The 15,878-nt window shown below is 53.8% G+C and carries 19 protein-coding genes and 2 pseudogenes; all 21 read left to right on the top strand.

All coding sequences use genetic code 11. The features are described 5' to 3' along the window. The first annotated feature begins 15 nt into the window (after window positions 1-15). The 21 genes and pseudogenes from rpmF (at window position 16) to ACMZI0_RS13345 (ending at window position 15,750) form a co-directional block, all read left to right on the top strand. Window positions 16-186: a 50S ribosomal protein L32 gene (gene rpmF, locus ACMZI0_RS13245; RefSeq protein WP_009112338.1), complete on the top strand. Its 171-nt coding sequence runs from the start codon at window positions 16-18 to the stop codon at window positions 184-186. A gap of 29 nt (window positions 187-215) precedes the next feature. Then, window positions 216-1,262 carry a phosphate acyltransferase PlsX gene (gene plsX / locus ACMZI0_RS13250; RefSeq protein WP_415673297.1) on the top strand — a complete coding sequence of 349 codons (1,047 nt, stop codon included), beginning with the start codon at window positions 216-218 and terminating at the stop codon, window positions 1,260-1,262. A 6-nt stretch (window positions 1,263-1,268) separates the two neighbouring features. Beyond that, window positions 1,269-2,222, top strand: a complete 954-nt coding sequence (locus tag ACMZI0_RS13255) for a beta-ketoacyl-ACP synthase III (RefSeq protein WP_415673298.1) — start codon at window positions 1,269-1,271, stop codon at window positions 2,220-2,222. 18 nt (window positions 2,223-2,240) lie between these two features. Then, window positions 2,241-3,170 (top strand): ACP S-malonyltransferase, encoded by a 930-nt coding sequence (gene fabD, locus ACMZI0_RS13260; protein WP_415673299.1) that lies wholly within the window; start codon window positions 2,241-2,243, stop codon window positions 3,168-3,170. A 13-nt stretch (window positions 3,171-3,183) separates the two neighbouring features. Next, window positions 3,184-3,909 carry a 3-oxoacyl-ACP reductase FabG gene (fabG, locus tag ACMZI0_RS13265; protein WP_415673300.1) on the top strand — a complete coding sequence of 242 codons (726 nt, stop codon included), beginning with the start codon at window positions 3,184-3,186 and terminating at the stop codon, window positions 3,907-3,909. A 163-nt stretch (window positions 3,910-4,072) separates the two neighbouring features. Continuing rightward, window positions 4,073-4,309 (top strand): acyl carrier protein, encoded by a 237-nt coding sequence (gene acpP / locus ACMZI0_RS13270; RefSeq protein WP_012765204.1) that lies wholly within the window; start codon window positions 4,073-4,075, stop codon window positions 4,307-4,309. Window positions 4,310-4,391: 82 nt separating this feature from the next. Beyond that, complete coding sequence (fabF, locus tag ACMZI0_RS13275) at window positions 4,392-5,633, top strand: beta-ketoacyl-ACP synthase II (protein ID WP_415673301.1); 1,242 nt, start codon at window positions 4,392-4,394, stop codon at window positions 5,631-5,633. Between the two features lie 323 nt (window positions 5,634-5,956). Then, window positions 5,957-6,628, top strand: a pseudogene (gene pabC, locus ACMZI0_RS13280) (aminodeoxychorismate lyase). A gap of 14 nt (window positions 6,629-6,642) precedes the next feature. Continuing rightward, window positions 6,643-7,668 (top strand): endolytic transglycosylase MltG, encoded by a 1,026-nt coding sequence (mltG, locus tag ACMZI0_RS13285; RefSeq protein ID WP_415673440.1) that lies wholly within the window; start codon window positions 6,643-6,645, stop codon window positions 7,666-7,668. Then, window positions 7,658-8,326 (top strand): dTMP kinase, encoded by a 669-nt coding sequence (tmk, locus tag ACMZI0_RS13290; RefSeq protein WP_415673302.1) that lies wholly within the window; start codon window positions 7,658-7,660, stop codon window positions 8,324-8,326. Before mltG ends, tmk begins: the two co-directional genes overlap by 11 nt. Window positions 8,327-8,328: 2 nt before the next feature. Next, a complete protein-coding gene (gene holB, locus ACMZI0_RS13295) occupies window positions 8,329-9,342 on the top strand; it encodes a DNA polymerase III subunit delta' (RefSeq protein ID WP_415673303.1) in 1,014 nt (337 codons plus the stop codon). A 19-nt stretch (window positions 9,343-9,361) separates the two neighbouring features. Next, window positions 9,362-10,159: a metal-dependent hydrolase gene (locus tag ACMZI0_RS13300; protein WP_415673304.1), complete on the top strand. Its 798-nt coding sequence runs from the start codon at window positions 9,362-9,364 to the stop codon at window positions 10,157-10,159. A 309-nt stretch (window positions 10,160-10,468) separates the two neighbouring features. Next, window positions 10,469-10,636 carry a hypothetical protein gene (locus ACMZI0_RS13305; RefSeq protein WP_415673305.1) on the top strand — a complete coding sequence of 56 codons (168 nt, stop codon included), beginning with the start codon at window positions 10,469-10,471 and terminating at the stop codon, window positions 10,634-10,636. Beyond that, window positions 10,606-11,043, top strand: a pseudogene (locus ACMZI0_RS13310) (glucose PTS transporter subunit EIIB); the annotation flags it as partial. The gene ACMZI0_RS13305 and the pseudogene ACMZI0_RS13310, both read left to right, overlap by 31 nt. A gap of 189 nt (window positions 11,044-11,232) precedes the next feature. Beyond that, a complete protein-coding gene (hinT, locus tag ACMZI0_RS13315; protein WP_415673441.1) occupies window positions 11,233-11,583 on the top strand; it encodes a purine nucleoside phosphoramidase in 351 nt (116 codons plus the stop codon). A 4-nt stretch (window positions 11,584-11,587) separates the two neighbouring features. Next, window positions 11,588-11,992, top strand: coding sequence for a DUF1425 domain-containing protein (locus tag ACMZI0_RS13320; protein ID WP_415673306.1), 405 nt, complete (start codon window positions 11,588-11,590; stop codon window positions 11,990-11,992). A 20-nt stretch (window positions 11,993-12,012) separates the two neighbouring features. Beyond that, window positions 12,013-12,588, top strand: coding sequence for a penicillin-binding protein activator LpoB (lpoB, locus tag ACMZI0_RS13325; RefSeq protein ID WP_415673307.1), 576 nt, complete (start codon window positions 12,013-12,015; stop codon window positions 12,586-12,588). Next, window positions 12,572-12,835 (top strand): hypothetical protein, encoded by a 264-nt coding sequence (locus ACMZI0_RS13330; RefSeq protein WP_415673308.1) that lies wholly within the window; start codon window positions 12,572-12,574, stop codon window positions 12,833-12,835. The genes lpoB and ACMZI0_RS13330 overlap by 17 nt, the downstream gene beginning before the upstream one ends. Continuing rightward, a complete protein-coding gene (locus tag ACMZI0_RS13335; protein WP_415673309.1) occupies window positions 12,768-13,439 on the top strand; it encodes a phosphotransferase in 672 nt (223 codons plus the stop codon). Before ACMZI0_RS13330 ends, ACMZI0_RS13335 begins: the two co-directional genes overlap by 68 nt. 170 nt (window positions 13,440-13,609) lie before the next feature. Beyond that, complete coding sequence (gene ycfP / locus ACMZI0_RS13340; protein WP_415673310.1) at window positions 13,610-14,143, top strand: alpha/beta hydrolase YcfP; 534 nt, start codon at window positions 13,610-13,612, stop codon at window positions 14,141-14,143. A 299-nt stretch (window positions 14,144-14,442) separates the two neighbouring features. Further along, entirely contained in the window at window positions 14,443-15,750 is a 1,308-nt protein-coding gene (locus ACMZI0_RS13345; protein WP_415673311.1) for an NAD(P)/FAD-dependent oxidoreductase, read from the top strand. Window positions 15,751-15,878: the final 128 nt, after the last annotated feature.

The following is a 15,878-nucleotide window of genomic DNA, read 5'->3' on the forward strand; positions in this document are numbered from 1 at the left end:
CAAGGAGTAAGGTCCGTGGCCGTACAACAGAACAAACCTAGCCGTTCCAAACGTGGTATGCGTCGTGCTCACGATGCGCTTACCACCTCTTCTGTATCCGTAGATAAAGTTTCTGGCGAAACTCATCTGCGTCACCACATCACTGCGGATGGATACTACCGCGGTCGCAAGGTTATTGCCAAATAATTCTCGCGAATTATTAGCAAGGCAATACCTTGACACGCCTCACACTGGCGTTAGATGCAATGGGCGGGGACGTCGGTCCCTGCGTAACGGTGCCTGCGGCGTTGCAGGCACTGGCTTCTAATCCGGGTCTTCACTTGTTATTGGTCGGCGATCCCGCTGCGCTTCATCCATTACTCGCCAAAGTCAATTCCGCTTTACTGTCCCGGTTAGAAATTGTGCCGGTAGAATCGGTTATTGCGAGTGATGCGCGTCCGTCGCAGGCGATCCGTGCCAGCCGTGGCACGTCGATGCGTATTGCGTTGGAACTGATTAAAACGGGTAGGGCACAAGCGTGCGTGAGCGCGGGAAATACCGGTGCCTTGATGGGGTTGGCAAAACTGCTGCTCAAACCGTTGGAAGGTATCGATCGCCCGGCATTGGTCACGGTTCTGCCGCATCAACAGCATGGCAAAACCGTGGTGCTGGATTTGGGGGCTAACGTTGAGTGCGACAGCGCCCAACTGGTGCAGTTTGCCGTGATGGGTTCTGTGATGGCTGAAGAAGTACTGGCCCTGCAAAACCCACGGGTTGCTCTGCTGAACATCGGCGAAGAAGAGACCAAAGGGCTGGCGGCGATTCGTGATGCGGCTGCACAGTTAAAGAATACGCCTTCGATTAACTATATTGGTTACCTTGAAGGCAATGAGTTACTGACAGGCAAGACAGACGTGATGGTCTGTGATGGCTTTGTGGGTAATGTCACATTGAAGACGATGGAAGGCGTGGTAAGGATGTTCCTGTCGCTGCTGAAATCCTCGTCGACAGGTGTGGGGCGTAAACAAAAGCAAGCGTGGTGGCTCACGTTGATCGGCCGGTTTATCCAGAAACGACTGGCAAAACGGTTCGGTCATCTCAATCCTGATCAATATAATGGCGCATGTCTGTTAGGGCTGCGGGGCACCGTAATAAAAAGCCATGGCGCGGCAAACCAACGGGCGTTTGCCGTAGCCATCGAACAGGCAATGCAGGCGGTGCAGCGGCAACTTCCGGATCGGATTGCGGCGCGCCTGAAAACTGTATTACCCAAGAGTGACTGAGCGTACATGTATACTAAAATAATCGGAACGGGCAGTTATTTGCCTGAACAAATCAGGACGAACGCTGATTTAGAACAATTGGTCGACACTTCCGATGAGTGGATTGTGACGCGCACCGGTATCCGTGAGCGCCGCATTGCCGCGCCGGATGAAAACGTGGCGACCATGGGACATCGGGCCGCGTTAAACGCGTTGGAGATGGCGGGCGTAGATAAGGACAAGATTGGCCTATTGATTGTCGCGACCACCTCCTCGACACACGCTTTCCCAAGTTCGGCCTGCCAGATTCAGCAGATGCTGGAAATTCGTGACACCATCGCGTTTGATGTCGCCGCCGCCTGCGCGGGTTTTACCTATGCGCTCAGCATTGCGGATCAATATATTAAAAACGGCGCGGTGGATTATGCGTTGGTGATTGGTTCCGATACGCTGGTACGCACGCTGGATCGTGCCGATCGCGGCACGATCATCCTGTTTGGTGACGCAGCGGGCGCGGTCGTCTTGGGCAAGTCGGAACAGCCCGGCATCCTTTCTACACATCTGCACGCCGATGGCCGCTATGGCCAACTGCTTACGCTGCCGCATCAGGATCGTGCGCATCAGGATCAACCCGCTTATCTCACCATGGCCGGTAATGAAGTGTTTAAAGTGGCCGTGACGGAACTGGCGCATATCGTTGAAGAAACACTGAGTGCCGCACAGCTCGATAAGAGCGAACTGGACTGGCTGGTGCCGCACCAGGCTAATCTGCGCATCATCAGTGCCACGGCGAAGAAATTGGGTATGGGCATGGACAAAGTTGTGGTGACGCTCGATCGTCACGGTAACACTTCTGCGGCTTCTGTGCCCAGCGCGCTCGATGAAGCGGTGCGTGACGGGCGGATAAAACCCGGACAGTTGATCCTGCTGGAAGCATTCGGCGGCGGGTTCACCTGGGGTTCAGCGCTGATTCGCTTTTGATGAAACGGGACGTTTAATATGACGCAATTTGCAATGGTATTTCCGGGGCAAGGTTCCCAGACGGTCGGCATGCTGGCTGAACTGGCCGCACAGTACCCGGTCGTACAAGAGACCTTCGCTCAGGCTTCTGCCGTATTGAGTTACGATTTGTGGCAACTCACCGCACAAGGCCCGGCAGAAGAACTGAATAAAACCTGGCAAACCCAGCCCGCATTGCTGACCGCCTCGGTGGCAATTTGGCGTGTGTGGCAGCAGCAGGGCGGCAAATCGCCCGCGTTGATGGCAGGGCACAGTCTGGGTGAATACTCTGCGCTGGTGTGTGCCGGTGCGTTAGATTTTCAGGAAGCGGTGCGTCTGGTTGAACTGCGCGGAAAACTGATGCGGGAAGCCATGCCGGAAGGGACGGGGGCCATGTATGCCATCATCGGCCTGGACAACGATGCCATTGCGGCTGCGTGCGACGCTTCCGCGCAGGGCCAGGTGGTTTCTCCGGTGAATTTCAACTCACCGGGCCAGGTGGTGATTGCAGGCAATAAAGAGGCCGTAGAACGCGCCGGTGCCGCTTGTAAGGCTGCGGGTGCCAAACGTGCACTGCCGTTGCCGGTAAGCGTGCCTTCCCACTGCGCGTTGATGAAACCAGTAGCAGAAAAACTGGCAGTGGCGTTAAAAGCGATTACAGTTACTACGCCAGCCATTCCGGTGGTGAACAACGTCGATGCGCGTGTCGAAACCGATCCCGATGCGATTCGTGCTGCGTTGGTAAAACAGCTTTACAGCCCGGTACGCTGGACAGAGTGTGTCGCCTTCGTTGCCGCTCAAGGTGTTGACACCTTGTTGGAAGTAGGGCCGGGTAATGTGTTGACCGGGCTTACAAAACGTATCGTTGATACCCTGAGCGCCGCAGCGGTAAACGACCCTGCGTCATTATCTACCGCGCTGGAACAATAAAACGGAGAATACCATGAGCTTTGAAGGAAAAATTGCCCTGGTGACGGGGGCAAGCCGCGGTATTGGCCGTGCGATCGCTGAAACGTTGGTCGCTCGCGGTGCTACCGTGATCGGAACCGCTACCAGCGAAAATGGCGCGCAAGCCATCAGTGAGTGGCTGGGTGCCAACGGTAAGGGTTATCTGCTCAACGTCGCCGATCAGGCTTCCGTTGAGTCGGTATTAACAGCCATTCGTGCGGATTTCGGTGAAATCGACATTTTAGTCAATAACGCCGGCATCACGCGTGATAACCTGTTGATGCGAATGAAAGACGACGAGTGGCAAGATATTATCGACACCAACCTGACGTCGGTATTCCGTCTGTCAAAAGCGGTGTTGCGTGCCATGATGAAAAAACGCTTTGGCCGTATCGTAACCATCGGTTCCGTCGTCGGGACGATGGGGAACGGCGGACAGGCGAACTATGCGGCAGCGAAAGCGGGCCTGATTGGTTTTAGCAAGTCGCTGGCGCGCGAAGTGGCCTCACGCGGCATCACTGTCAACGTGGTTGCGCCAGGTTTTATCGAAACCGACATGACGCAGGCATTGACAGAAGAACAACGTGCAGGCATTTTGAGCCAGGTTCCCGCGAACCGTCTTGGGGACGCGAAAGAGATCGCCAGTGCTGTTGCTTTTTTAGCCTCTGATGAGGCTGGTTATATTACGGGTGAGACGTTGCATGTCAACGGCGGCATGTAATTGATCTAATGAGCTCGGAATTTATTTGCGTTATTTGCGGTGAAAACCGCAAAATAGCACAAAATCGTGGTTAGACCAGCCGGGATTTTGTTGCATCTTTTTCAACATCTTATACACTACGAAAACCATCGCGAAAGCGAGTTTTGATAGGAAATTTAAGAGTATGAGCACTATCGAAGAACGCGTTAAGAAAATCATCGTTGAACAGCTTGGTGTTAAACCGGAAGAAGTGGTTAACAACGCTTCCTTCGTTGATGACCTCGGCGCTGATTCTCTTGACACCGTTGAACTGGTAATGGCGCTGGAAGAAGAATTTGATACTGAAATTCCAGACGAAGAAGCAGAAAAAATCACAACTGTTCAGGCAGCCATTGATTTTATTCAGGCTAACCAGCAGTAAGCGAACATATCTAGGCGGTCATTCGACCGCCTAAGTTTTCTTTGTCCCGCAGTGTCATATTTTCCCTCCCTGGAGGACAAGCGTGTCTAAGCGTCGTGTAGTTGTGACCGGACTGGGCATGTTAACTCCTGTCGGCAATACAGTTGAGTCCACCTGGAGTGCTCTTCTTGCCGGTCAGAGTGGCATCAGCCTGATCGACCATTTCGATACTACTGCCTATGCAACCCGTTTTGTTGGCTTAGTAAAGGATTTCAATAGCGAGGATTTAATCTCGCGCAAAGAAGCGCGCAAGATGGATGCCTTTATCCAATACGGTATCGCCGCCGGCATTAACGCCATGCGCGATTCCGGTATTGAAGTAACGGAAGAAAACGCGGCGCGCTTCGGTGCGGCGATCGGTTCCGGCATTGGTGGCCTGGGTCTTATTGAAGAGAACCACAGCTCACTGGTGAACGGCGGTCCGTGTAAAATCAGTCCGTTCTTTGTTCCTTCTACCATTGTAAACATGGTTGCAGGGCACCTGAGCATCATGTTCGGACTGCGCGGTCCGAGTATTTCTATTGCCACCGCCTGTACTTCTGGCGTGCATAATATCGGCCATGCGGCGCGCATCATTGCATACAACGATGCAGATATCATGCTGGCTGGAGGTGCGGAAAAAGCCAGTACCCCTCTGGGTGTTGGTGGATTCGGCGCAGCCCGTGCACTCTCCACGCGTAACGACAATCCGCAGGCGGCAAGCCGTCCGTGGGATAAAGACCGTGACGGTTTTGTGCTGGGTGACGGCGCAGGGATCATGGTGCTGGAAGAGTACGAACATGCGAAGAAACGCGGCGCGAAAATTTACGCCGAAATCGTTGGCTTCGGTATGAGCAGTGATGCTTACCACATGACGTCACCGCCGGAAAATGGCGCAGGTGCCGCGTTGGCGATGAAAAACGCTCTGCTTGATGCAGGTATTACTCCGGCACAGGTTGGCTATATCAACGCGCACGGTACGTCGACGCCAGCAGGTGACCTTGCGGAAACGCATGCCGTGAAATCCGTGTTTGGTGCAGAAGCAAGCCGCGTACTGGTGAGTTCAACCAAATCCATGACCGGACACTTGTTAGGTGCTGCGGGTGCTGTGGAGTCTATCTTCACTGTACTGGCGCTGCGCGATCAGGCTGTTCCACCGACCATTAATCTGGATAATCCGGATGAAGGTTGTGACCTGGATTTTGTATCGCATGAAGCACGCCAGGTTTCCGATATGGAATACTCGCTGTGTAATTCCTTCGGTTTTGGTGGCACCAACGGATCGCTGGTGTTCCGCCGCGTGTAATCATGTTGCGATACCGCTTAAAAACCCGGGAAACCGGGTTTTTTTACCTGTCGTCCAGCGTTGCGTGCATAGGGACGAATTCAGAACGTACCGCTTGTTGCAATCACGGGTTACTGGCACTCTGAACGCCACGCCATTGCCAATATTCTCTGCATTGATGGCATAGGCGTGAATGACTGTGTTGGGTGAGGACATCACATGTTTTGGATAAATGGTCTGGCGCAAGCGCAGATAGCCGTTGCCGATCGCGGCCTTCAGTTTGGCGACGGTTGCTTCACGACTGCGCGCTACTGTTGGGAAAGATAGTCTGGCTAGAACGGCACATGGCGCGTTTACGCCAGGATGCTGAGCGTTTGCTTATCTCGTTTGCTGCATGGGATACACTGCAAGCTGAAATGGAGCAGGCGGCACAAGGCTGTGAGCAAGGCGTGGTAAAAACCATTCTGACCCGTGGCAGTGGTGGACGTGGCTATAGCCCCCTGTCTTGCAGCGAACCGACACGTATTGTCATGCAAGCAGCCTATCCTGCACACCTGCACATTACATTGAATGGCGTGAGAAGGGCATTACTCTTGGCATCAGCCCTGTTACCTTAGGATGCAATGCGCGGCTGGCGGGCATCAAGCACTTGAATCGCCTTGAGCAGATCCTGATACGTCAAGAGATGGAAACACAAGGTGTGGATGACGTACAGTGAGGGCTACCTGGTGGAATGCTGTGCGGCTAATTTATTTTGGCGCAAGGGAAATCAGGTATTTACCCCAGAGCTATCCTTCGCGGGGGTGAACGGCGTGGCGCGCCAGCATCTGATTGCTCGCCTGGCCCAATATCCTGATTACCGGTTGCAGGTGGTGCGTGAGCCCGCGCCGACGCTCGCCGATGCCGATGAAGTGTTTATTTGTAATGCCCTGATGCCGGTGCTTCCGGTAAATCAAATTGATACCTGGTGTTATCGCTCCAGAGCGTTGTACCAACTACTGAGCCCTAACGGTTAGTCGATGGTTGAATGATGAAAAGAAAGAAAACGATATTTTTCCTGCTGTTGGTGATTGTGCTGTCCTCTGCGCTCGGCATCGCATGGCATAACCTCCAACAATTTGCCCGCTCACTGCTGCTGATTGAGCAGGAGACGATTTTCACCCTCCCGGTGGGAACCGGCAGAGAAGGGCTGGAAACTTCGCTCACTGAAAAGCAGGTGATCTCGCCGACGATGCTATTTCAGTGGCTTCTGCGTACCGAGCCCGAATTGGCAAAATTCAAAGCGGGGACCTACCGCTTTATACCCGGCATGACGGTGCGGGAGATGTTGGCACTGCTGGCGAGCGGCAAAGAGGCACAGTTCTCAATCCGTTTTGTTGAAGGGACACGCTTGCGTGATTGGCGGGAAACGCTTAAAACAGCACCGTACCTGACGCACAGCGTGCAGGATAAGACGCCGCAAGAAATTGCCATGCTGTTGGATATCAAACAGGCGGATAACCCGGAAGGCTGGCTTTATCCTGATACTTATCTCTATACCGCCGGAACCCGCGATCGCGATCTACTGTTGCGTGCCCATCATCGGATGCGTAATGCCGTGGACGAGGTGTGGAAAAACCGCGAGGCGGGCTTGCCTTATGATTCACCAGAGGCACTGCTGACCATGGCCTCCATCGTTGAAAAAGAGACGGCAGTGAAAGAGGAACGCCCTCAGGTGGCCTCGGTGTTTGTTAACCGCCTGCGCGCCGGAATGCGTCTGCAAACCGATCCGACCGTGATTTATGGCATGGGGGATGATTATCGAGGAGTGATTACGCGTAGCGCACTGGACACCGCCACGCCGTATAATACCTACGTGATCGACGGGTTGCCGCCGACGCCAATCGCCATGCCGAGCCGCGCCTCGCTTGAAGCGGCAGCGCATCCGGCAAAAACAAATTATCTTTATTTTGTGGCGGACGGGAAGGGCGGGCATCATTTTACCACCAACCTTGCCGATCATAACCGTGCAGTGCGCGCTTACCGCTCTACGCTGAAGGACCGGGATGAACAGTAAATTTATCGTGATTGAAGGATTGGAAGGCGCAGGTAAAACCAGTGCGCAGAATACCGTACTGAAAACCTTGCGAGCGCACGGGGTGCAGGAGGTGGTTTTTACCCGCGAACCGGGTGGTACACCGCTGGCCGAGCGACTGCGTGACCTGATAAAGCAGGGTGCCGATGATGAAAAGATCACAGATAAAGCGGAGTTGTTGATGCTTTATGCCGCGCGCGTGCAGTTGGTGGAAAATGTCATCAAGCCGGCCTTGGCACGCGGCAGTTGGGTGATTGGCGATCGTCACGATCTCTCTTCGCTGGCATATCAAGGCGGTGGGCGCGGTATGGATCAACAGTTAATGCAGTCGTTGCGTGACACCGTGCTGGGTGCATTTCGCCCCGATTTCACATTGTATCTCGATATTCCACCGGAGCAGGGATTGGCGCGCGCCCGTCAGCGCGGTGCACTCGACCGCATTGAGCAGGAGTCACTGGATTTCTTTGCCCGCACGCGTGCGGGCTATCAGGCGCTGGCCGCAGCGGATCCCACCATTGTTACCGTTGATGCAGCGCAGCCGTTGGAGAGGGTGAGTGCGGATATCGAAGCGGCTCTGACACAGTGGCTACACCAGCAACCAACACAAGATGATGTGCCACAGCCGGTACAGGAGCGCTGAGCATGGAATGGTATCCCTGGCTGAACGGGCCCTATCGGCAACTGATTGAGGGATGTCAGGAGGGGCGGGCACACCATGCGGTATTGCTGCATGCGTTGCCGGGCATGGGGCGTGAGTCACTGGTCTATTCCTTGTCACGACGCCTGTTGTGCCAGACACCAGAGGGCATGAAAAGCTGCGGCGAGTGCCATTCCTGTAAATTGATGATGGCGGGAACGCACCCTGACTGGTATGCACTCAGCCCGGAAAAAGGTAAACAGACGTTAGGGGTTGATGCCATCCGCAGCGTGCTGGAAAACCTCTACCAGCGTTCACGGCAGGGCGGTGCTAAACTGGTGTGGATCGAAAATAGCGAGCAACTGACGGAAGCGGCGGCCAATGCGCTGTTAAAAACGCTGGAAGAACCGCCGGAGGCGACCTACTTCCTGCTGGGTTGCTATGAGCCCACGCGTTTGTTGGCAACATTGCGTAGCCGTTGCCTGTATCTTTACCTGCCTACGCCTGATGAAGCGCAGAGCGTGGTCTGGCTTAATAAGCGTCATCCCGCGTCTACTCAGGTGTTGCAAACCGCACTACGTTTGCAAGCCGGTGCACCGCTGGCGGCAGAGCATTTTCTGCAAGAAGAGACCGCGCGCCAGCGCACTGCATTATGTCAGGCGCTGGCAAATGCAGTGGCGCCGCGTGCATTTTACACACTATTGCCACTACTCAACCATGAAGACTCGCCGGAGCGTATTCACTGGTTGTCCTCGTTGCTGCTGGATGCATTGAAAATACAGCGCGGCGCGGCGAACGCGCGCGTGAATCTCGATCAAGACGAGCTTGTGACTTTGCTGGCCAACCGATTAACCGCGGCTGAATTGGATGCGGTACTGTCTCGCTGGCTATGCTGCCGCCATCAGCTTCTGACGGTGACAGGCGTAAACCGTGAACTCCTGCTGGCCGATGTGCTGCTGGAATGGGAACAATTGTTCCAAACGGAAAGCCTGAATACCCTCCCACCTTTCTCTGTTTGATAAGCGTTGAGTAAATAGCATGTTATTAGTGGATTCGCATTGCCATCTTGATGGTCTGGATTATCAATCTCTGCATAAAGATGTGTCTGATGTGTTGGCCAAAGCTCGGGCACGCGATGTCGGCTTTGTGCTGGCGGTGGCAACCACACTGCCCGGTTTTCGCACTATGCGTGAACTGATAGGCGATCGGCCCGAAGTGGCTTATTCGTGCGGTGTGCATCCCCTTAATCAGGACGCGCCGTATGATTATGCCGAGCTGCGCCAACTGGCCGCAGATTCGCAAGTGGTGGCAATGGGAGAAACCGGCCTGGATTACTACTACCAGCAGGAAACACAGGTACAACAGCGCGATTCCTTTCGTGAGCACATTCGCATCGGATGTGAGTTAAACAAACCGGTTATCGTTCATACGCGTGCGGCACGTCAGGACACCCTTGATATCCTGAAACAAGAGGGGGTCGAACGTTGCGGCGGTGTGTTGCACTGCTTTACCGAAGATATTGCAACGGTGCGCACGCTGCTGGATATGGGGTTTTATATCTCGTTTTCTGGCATTGTGACGTTTCACAATGCGGATGAACTCCGCGACGTCGCACGGTTTGTACCACTGGATCGCTTGCTGGTGGAAACAGATTCTCCCTGGCTGGCGCCAGTGCCGTTTCGTGGTAAAGAGAACCAACCCGCTTATGTGCGCGATGTTGCCGAGTATCTGGCCGTGCTGAAAGGTGTTGATATTGCCCAGATGGCTGCTGCCACCACAGAAAATTTCTCCCGCCTGTTCCACATCGATTCTCATCGGTTGACCGCCGCGGCCTAGTGTCTGAAAATAGCCGAGTTTTTTCGTGGTGTGTAATTAATTCTCCCCTATTTCTTCGCTGGCAGGGTCTTTCATCGCCAGCGATGGGGGAGATTTGTCCCGATAGCAGACAAGAATAGCGATTTTGTGCGCCAGTCGACCTGTCTGCGCCATGGAACGTGATAACAGTTAAACGTTAAACGGGGTATTTATTTTACTCTGCGTAAAAATTAAAAGAGGGATAAATCCATAAAATAACAAAGGGTATCCTCCCCGCCTTTTGTTGCTATAACGCCGTAAAAGCACTATTACTCAGGAGCACACTCAATTATGTTCAAGAATGCATTTGCCAACCTGCAAAAAGTAGGTAAGTCGCTGATGCTGCCTGTTTCCGTACTGCCTATCGCAGGTATTCTGCTGGGCGTCGGATCGGCCAACTTTAGCTGGCTGCCGGCCATCGTCTCTAGCGTGATGGCACCAGCTTCTCCCACGGTTTGATCGACTTTGTGGTCCTGAGCGGTAACGGCAGCAATCTGTGGCTGTTCCCGATCGTTGGTCTGTGCTACGCGCTGGTTTACTACACCATTTTCCGCGTGCTGATTGACAAGCTGAATCTGAAAACACCGGGCCGTGAAGAGAGTGCTTCCGAACAGTCTGCGCAAAACAACAGTGAAATGGCGGCTGCACTGGTCACCGCATTCGGTGGTAAAGAGAACATCACCAATCTGGACGCGTGCATTACTCGCTTGCGTGTGAGTGTAAGTGATGTGGCTAAAGTGGATCAGGCTGGCCTGAAAAAACTGGGCGCGGCAGGCGTCGTGGTGGCGGGCTCTGGCGTTCAGGCGATTTTTGGTACCAAGTCAGACAACCTGAAAACCGATATGGATGACTACATCCGCAATCACCGATTCGTGGTTCGGGGAGTGATAAAGGGAGCCTGGGCTCCCTTTTTTATTGAGCGGTTATCGACGGTGAAACAGCAGAAATTCAACCATCTGAGCAAGAAAAAACAGGAAAGAAGGTTGAAAGCAACCGAAAGAGTCACTCATACTGCCGTAACCATTCGGCGTTACGCGTTTACAAGGAACTCAAACATGGCTGAAGAAACCATTTTCAGTAAAATTATCCGCCGGGAAATTCCTTCCGACATCGTCTACCAGGATGATCTGGTGACTGCCTTTTGTAATATCGCACCCCGCACGCCAACACACATTTTGATCGTGCCTAACGTATTGATTCCCACCGTGAACGATGTCTTGTCTGAGCATGAGCTGGCGTTGGGGAGACTGTTTACCGTGGCAAGCAAGATTGCGCGCAACGAAGGCATCGACGAAGACGGTTATCGGCTGATCGTCAATTGTAATCGTCATGGCGGCCAGGAGGTCTATCATATTCATATGCACCTGTTGGGTGGTCGTCCTCTGGGGCCGTTATTGTCGGATTAAATTCATGAACGTCCAGATTGCGCGTACCCTGTTATCTGCTGTGATGGTATGGGGCGTTGTGGCGTGCTCCAGCCCGCCGCCGGTGCTGACCATCAACGAACGGCAAGCGTTAGTGCTTGATGCCTCCCCGCTATCCGCCGGGATTACGGCATCAAAACCCGACCTGATAACACGCAGTGAGGGGGGAAGGGCGTCGGCATTGCCGCGCAACACTTCATCGCAGACGCAGACGCAGACGCAGACGGTGACGGTGCAGTACCGTTTTTACTGGTATGACGAAAAAGGTTTGGATGTGTTGCCTTATGACGAGGTACGCAGCGTTCTGGTACTGCCGCAGAGCGCAGTGCGCATTTCAGGTGCGCACGCGGGTCAGGATGTTCAGCAAGTACGCCTTCACCTGTTTCTGTAAGGGCGTTTAGAGAGGAAAGCATGAAAAAGTATCTTGTGCTGATGTTAGGGGCGATGGTGTTGACGGGCTGTATGACGCGTCCGCCAGAGCAACAGCCGCCGGCGCAGATTGAGCCGGTACAACCACAGCAACCGGAAGTGGTAGCGCCGCCGCCGGGGCAGCAGGTGCCAACCCCCCCGAAAATTCAAACCTTGAACTGGGAAGGCAGTGTGGCACCGCTGGTGGCGCAAATGCTACAGGCAAGTGGTGTGGCTCCCGGCAGTATTCTGCTGGTTGACAGCGTGAAGAACAACACTAACGGATCGCTGCCGGTCGCCAAGGCAACAGCGGCGATTTACGATTCGCTGACCAGTGGTGAAACGTTCACGATGGTGCCGCGCGAACAAGTGGCAGTAGCCAAACAGACGTTGGGATTGTCGGCGGATGACAGTCTGGGATCGCGCAGCAAGGCAATTGGCCTGGCGCGCTATGTGAGTGCACAGTATGTGCTTTACAGCGATGTCAGCGGCGATGTAAAAACGCCGCAGTTGGATATGCAATTGATGCTGGTGCAAACCGGCGAAATCGTGTGGTCGGGAAATGGCGCCGTCCAATAGTCAATTGGCACTTGAACGTTTGCTTGCGCAACAATTTCCGGCGGTTGATACCGCCGGTTTTCATTTCGACGCCGTGAATGGTTCTGGCAGCGGCTGCTGGCGCGTTCACACAGGCGATCGTGTGTTGCTGGCCCGGCCCCAAACCGCTGAAGCGGCACAGTTGGGGGTGCTAAGACAGCGTGAATACCGTCTGTTACGCCAATTCTCCGCACACCATCTGGCACCTAAAACCCGTTATTTACCGTGAAGGCTGGTTGATTGTCGAGTGGGCCGATGGCTGTACCGCGTCCGGGCAAGACTATTCTCGGTTCGTGGAACAGGGGGCACTGGCACAGTTGCTCTGCCAGCTTCACCGCCAGCCATGCAGCGGTTATCGCTTGAATTTGCCGACGCAGTTTGCCCTCCATTGGCAACATATGGATCCGCGTCGGCGTTCGCCTGCTCTGCTGCGCTGGCATCACCATTTTCAACGTATTGCACAGCCCGATACGCTGGCATGGGCGCCTTTGCATCTCGACGTACATTGCGAGAATGTACTGGTCACACCGCAGGGATCGCTGTTGCTCATTGATTGGGAATACGCGTCCGATGGTGATATTGGGCTGGAGCTGGCGCTGCTGGTACGCAGTAATGGGCTTGAAGGTGAGTCTCAACGGCGCTTTCTGCTGGCCTACCAACAGCTGCGTCCCGGTTTTAGCTTGCAGGCGTTGCACTTATCGGTTGAGCAGTGGCTGCCCTGGGCCGATTATCTTATCCTGATGTGGTGTGAAGTATGCTGGCATCAGACCGGGCAAGCGGCATTTTTAGCGGCAGGCACGGCGTCGCGTCGTCATCTCGGACTAAAAGAATAGGCCAAATCAGGCAGGGAAATGTTTTCCCCTCGTGTGGCAGATAACCTGTCACCGGTCAATGCAGACACCTTTCATCAGGTGTACTATCAAAAAGAGTCTGTCTGGCGTGAAGGGGTGGACTTCTCGCGTTGGCCGTAACCAGAGGATGAGGTTGAGATGATTATCTCTACTTGCATGGTTTTGATTCGACTACTAGCCCCGGCAACCATGAAAAAGTGCTGCAGTTACAATTTATTGACCAGGATGTTGAGCTGCTGAGCTACAGTACGCTTCATCCTCGGCATGATATGCAATATTTTCTAAAGCAGGTCGACAAGCTGGTTCAGCGAGCACAGGACGATCGCCCACTTATTTGCGGCGTGGGGCTGGGGGGTTTTTGGGCCGAGCGCATCGGATTCCTGTGCGATATTCGTCAGGTGATCTTTAATCCAAACCTGTTTCTGCAAGAGAACATGGCGGGGAAGATCGACAGGCCGGAAGAGTACGCGGATATCGCCACTAAATGCGTGGCCAATTTCCGTGAGAAGAACCGCGATCGTTGTCTGGCTGTGCTGTCGCGCAACGATGAAATGCTGGATAACCAACGCAGTGCCGCGCTGCTGGGATCGTTCTATGAGGTGATCTGGGACGACATTCAGACGCACAAATTCAAGAGTATTTCTCCGCACCTCCAGCGCATTAAGGCGTTCAAAATACTAGGTTAATCCATAAGCAACTTCCCCTTTTTTCAACCGGCGGCGTTTGGCGTTTATCGCCGAACGCTGTGTGTCCTGTACTGACAAACCGGCATGAAAAATAATTTGATGAATTCAAAAGAAAATTTTAAGAAGCGAATCAAGTGCCTAAAAAATAAATTGATATATATCAATTTTGGTATGACCAAATGACCTGACGTGATATTCTTCCCTCAGATTTTGAATTTAACTTATGAGAACCCTATGTAATATAAGGATATTGTTTTTTACGCCTTATTAACTATTGGTTCACAATCAGGGGGGTCGTTTTGACATCAACACAAAAAAAAATTGTTATTGTCGGCGGTGGAGCCGGCGGTTTGGAGTTAGCCACCAGCCTGGGCCACAAGTTAGGGCGCAAAAGCAAAGCTGAGATCACCTTGGTCGATCGTAATCAAAGTCATCTGTGGAAACCGCTGCTGCACGAAGTGGCAACAGGGTCGATGGATGATGATATTGATGCGCTGAGCTATCTGGCGCATGCGCGCAATCATGGCTTCCATTTTCAGCTAGGCCCCCTGATTGACATCGATCGTGAAAACCAGTGCATTCGACTGGCAGAAATCGATAACGAGCAGGGCGAAATGCTGGTTGCCGAACGCTCGCTGTCCTACGACATTCTGGTGATTGCATTGGGCAGTATCTCCAACGATTTCGGCACCGCAGGCGTCAAGGACAACTGCATTTTCCTCGACAGCCCGAAACAGGCGCGCCGCTTCCACAATGAAATGCTCAACCTGTTCCTGAAGTTCACCTCAAACGCCAACGACGACAAGGAAAAAGTCAACATTGCCATCGTGGGCGGCGGTGCGACAGGGGTGGAGCTCTCTGCAGAATTGCATAATGCGGTGAAACAGCTGCACAGCTACGGATTTGACGGGCTCGATAATCAGGCGCTGAATGTGACGCTGGTGGAAGCAGGCGAGCGTATTCTCCCTGCGCTGCCGCCGCGTATTTCTGCCGCAGCCCATCAGGAATTGACCAATATTGGCGTGCGTGTACTGACGAAAACCATGGTCACGGAAGCGAAACCCGGCGGGTTACATACCAAAGAGGGGGAGTTTATCGAAGCCGATCTGATGGTGTGGGCCGCAGGGATTAAAGCACCGGATGCCATGAAAGAGATCGCCGGTCTGGAAACCAACCGCATCAACCAACTGGTGGTGGAACCGACGTTACAAACCACGCGCGATCCGAACATCTATGCCATCGGTGACTGCGCTTCGTGCCTGCAACCGAGCGGCAGCGTTGTCCCGCCGCGCGCTCAGGCGGCGCACCAAATGGCGACCCGCTGCTATCACAATATCCTTGCCCAGCTTAACGGCCAGACGCTGAAACCTTACGTTTACAAGGATCACGGATCGCTGGTCTCGCTGTCCAAATTCAGCACCGTAGGCAGCCTGATGGGTAACCTGATGCGGGGGTCGGTGATGGTGGAAGGGCGCATTGCGCGCGTGGTGTATATTTCACTGTACCGTATGCACCAGATTGCCTTGCACGGTTATACCAAAACCGGGTTGATGCTGCTGGTGGGCGGCATTAACCGCGTGATTCGTCCGCGTCTGAAACTGCACTAACAGGCGGTCTCCTACGACGTGTCGCCTGTCGGGGCGACACGTTATCGCGTCCCGACAAGCCTCAACCCCGAGCCTTTTCTCCCTCAGGACAAAATCTCGCCTTAACACCAATACCCGTTAGGAAAAAT

This window comes from Symbiopectobacterium sp., assembly GCF_047692315.1.
Classification (GTDB): domain Bacteria; phylum Pseudomonadota; class Gammaproteobacteria; order Enterobacterales; family Enterobacteriaceae; genus Symbiopectobacterium.

What these genes read in the sequence shown, in the direction of transcription:
- ACMZI0_RS13320 (WP_415673306.1), top strand. Translation starts at nt 11,588, where the DNA reads ATGAACGTCCAGATTGCGCGTACCCTGTTATCTGCTGTGATGGTATGG.
- lpoB (WP_415673307.1), top strand. Translation starts at nt 12,013, where the DNA reads ATGAAAAAGTATCTTGTGCTGATGTTAGGGGCGATGGTGTTGACGGGC.
- ACMZI0_RS13305 (WP_415673305.1), top strand. Translation starts at nt 10,469, where the DNA reads ATGTTCAAGAATGCATTTGCCAACCTGCAAAAAGTAGGTAAGTCGCTG.
- fabD (WP_415673299.1), top strand. Translation starts at nt 2,241, where the DNA reads ATGACGCAATTTGCAATGGTATTTCCGGGGCAAGGTTCCCAGACGGTC.
- holB (WP_415673303.1), top strand. Translation starts at nt 8,329, where the DNA reads ATGGAATGGTATCCCTGGCTGAACGGGCCCTATCGGCAACTGATTGAG.
- acpP (WP_012765204.1), top strand. Translation starts at nt 4,073, where the DNA reads ATGAGCACTATCGAAGAACGCGTTAAGAAAATCATCGTTGAACAGCTT.
- ACMZI0_RS13300 (WP_415673304.1), top strand. Translation starts at nt 9,362, where the DNA reads ATGTTATTAGTGGATTCGCATTGCCATCTTGATGGTCTGGATTATCAA.
- mltG (WP_415673440.1), top strand. Translation starts at nt 6,643, where the DNA reads ATGAAAAGAAAGAAAACGATATTTTTCCTGCTGTTGGTGATTGTGCTG.
- tmk (WP_415673302.1), top strand. Translation starts at nt 7,658, where the DNA reads ATGAACAGTAAATTTATCGTGATTGAAGGATTGGAAGGCGCAGGTAAA.
- ACMZI0_RS13330 (WP_415673308.1), top strand. Translation starts at nt 12,572, where the DNA reads ATGGCGCCGTCCAATAGTCAATTGGCACTTGAACGTTTGCTTGCGCAA.
- ACMZI0_RS13255 (WP_415673298.1), top strand. Translation starts at nt 1,269, where the DNA reads ATGTATACTAAAATAATCGGAACGGGCAGTTATTTGCCTGAACAAATC.
- hinT (WP_415673441.1), top strand. Translation starts at nt 11,233, where the DNA reads ATGGCTGAAGAAACCATTTTCAGTAAAATTATCCGCCGGGAAATTCCT.
- fabG (WP_415673300.1), top strand. Translation starts at nt 3,184, where the DNA reads ATGAGCTTTGAAGGAAAAATTGCCCTGGTGACGGGGGCAAGCCGCGGT.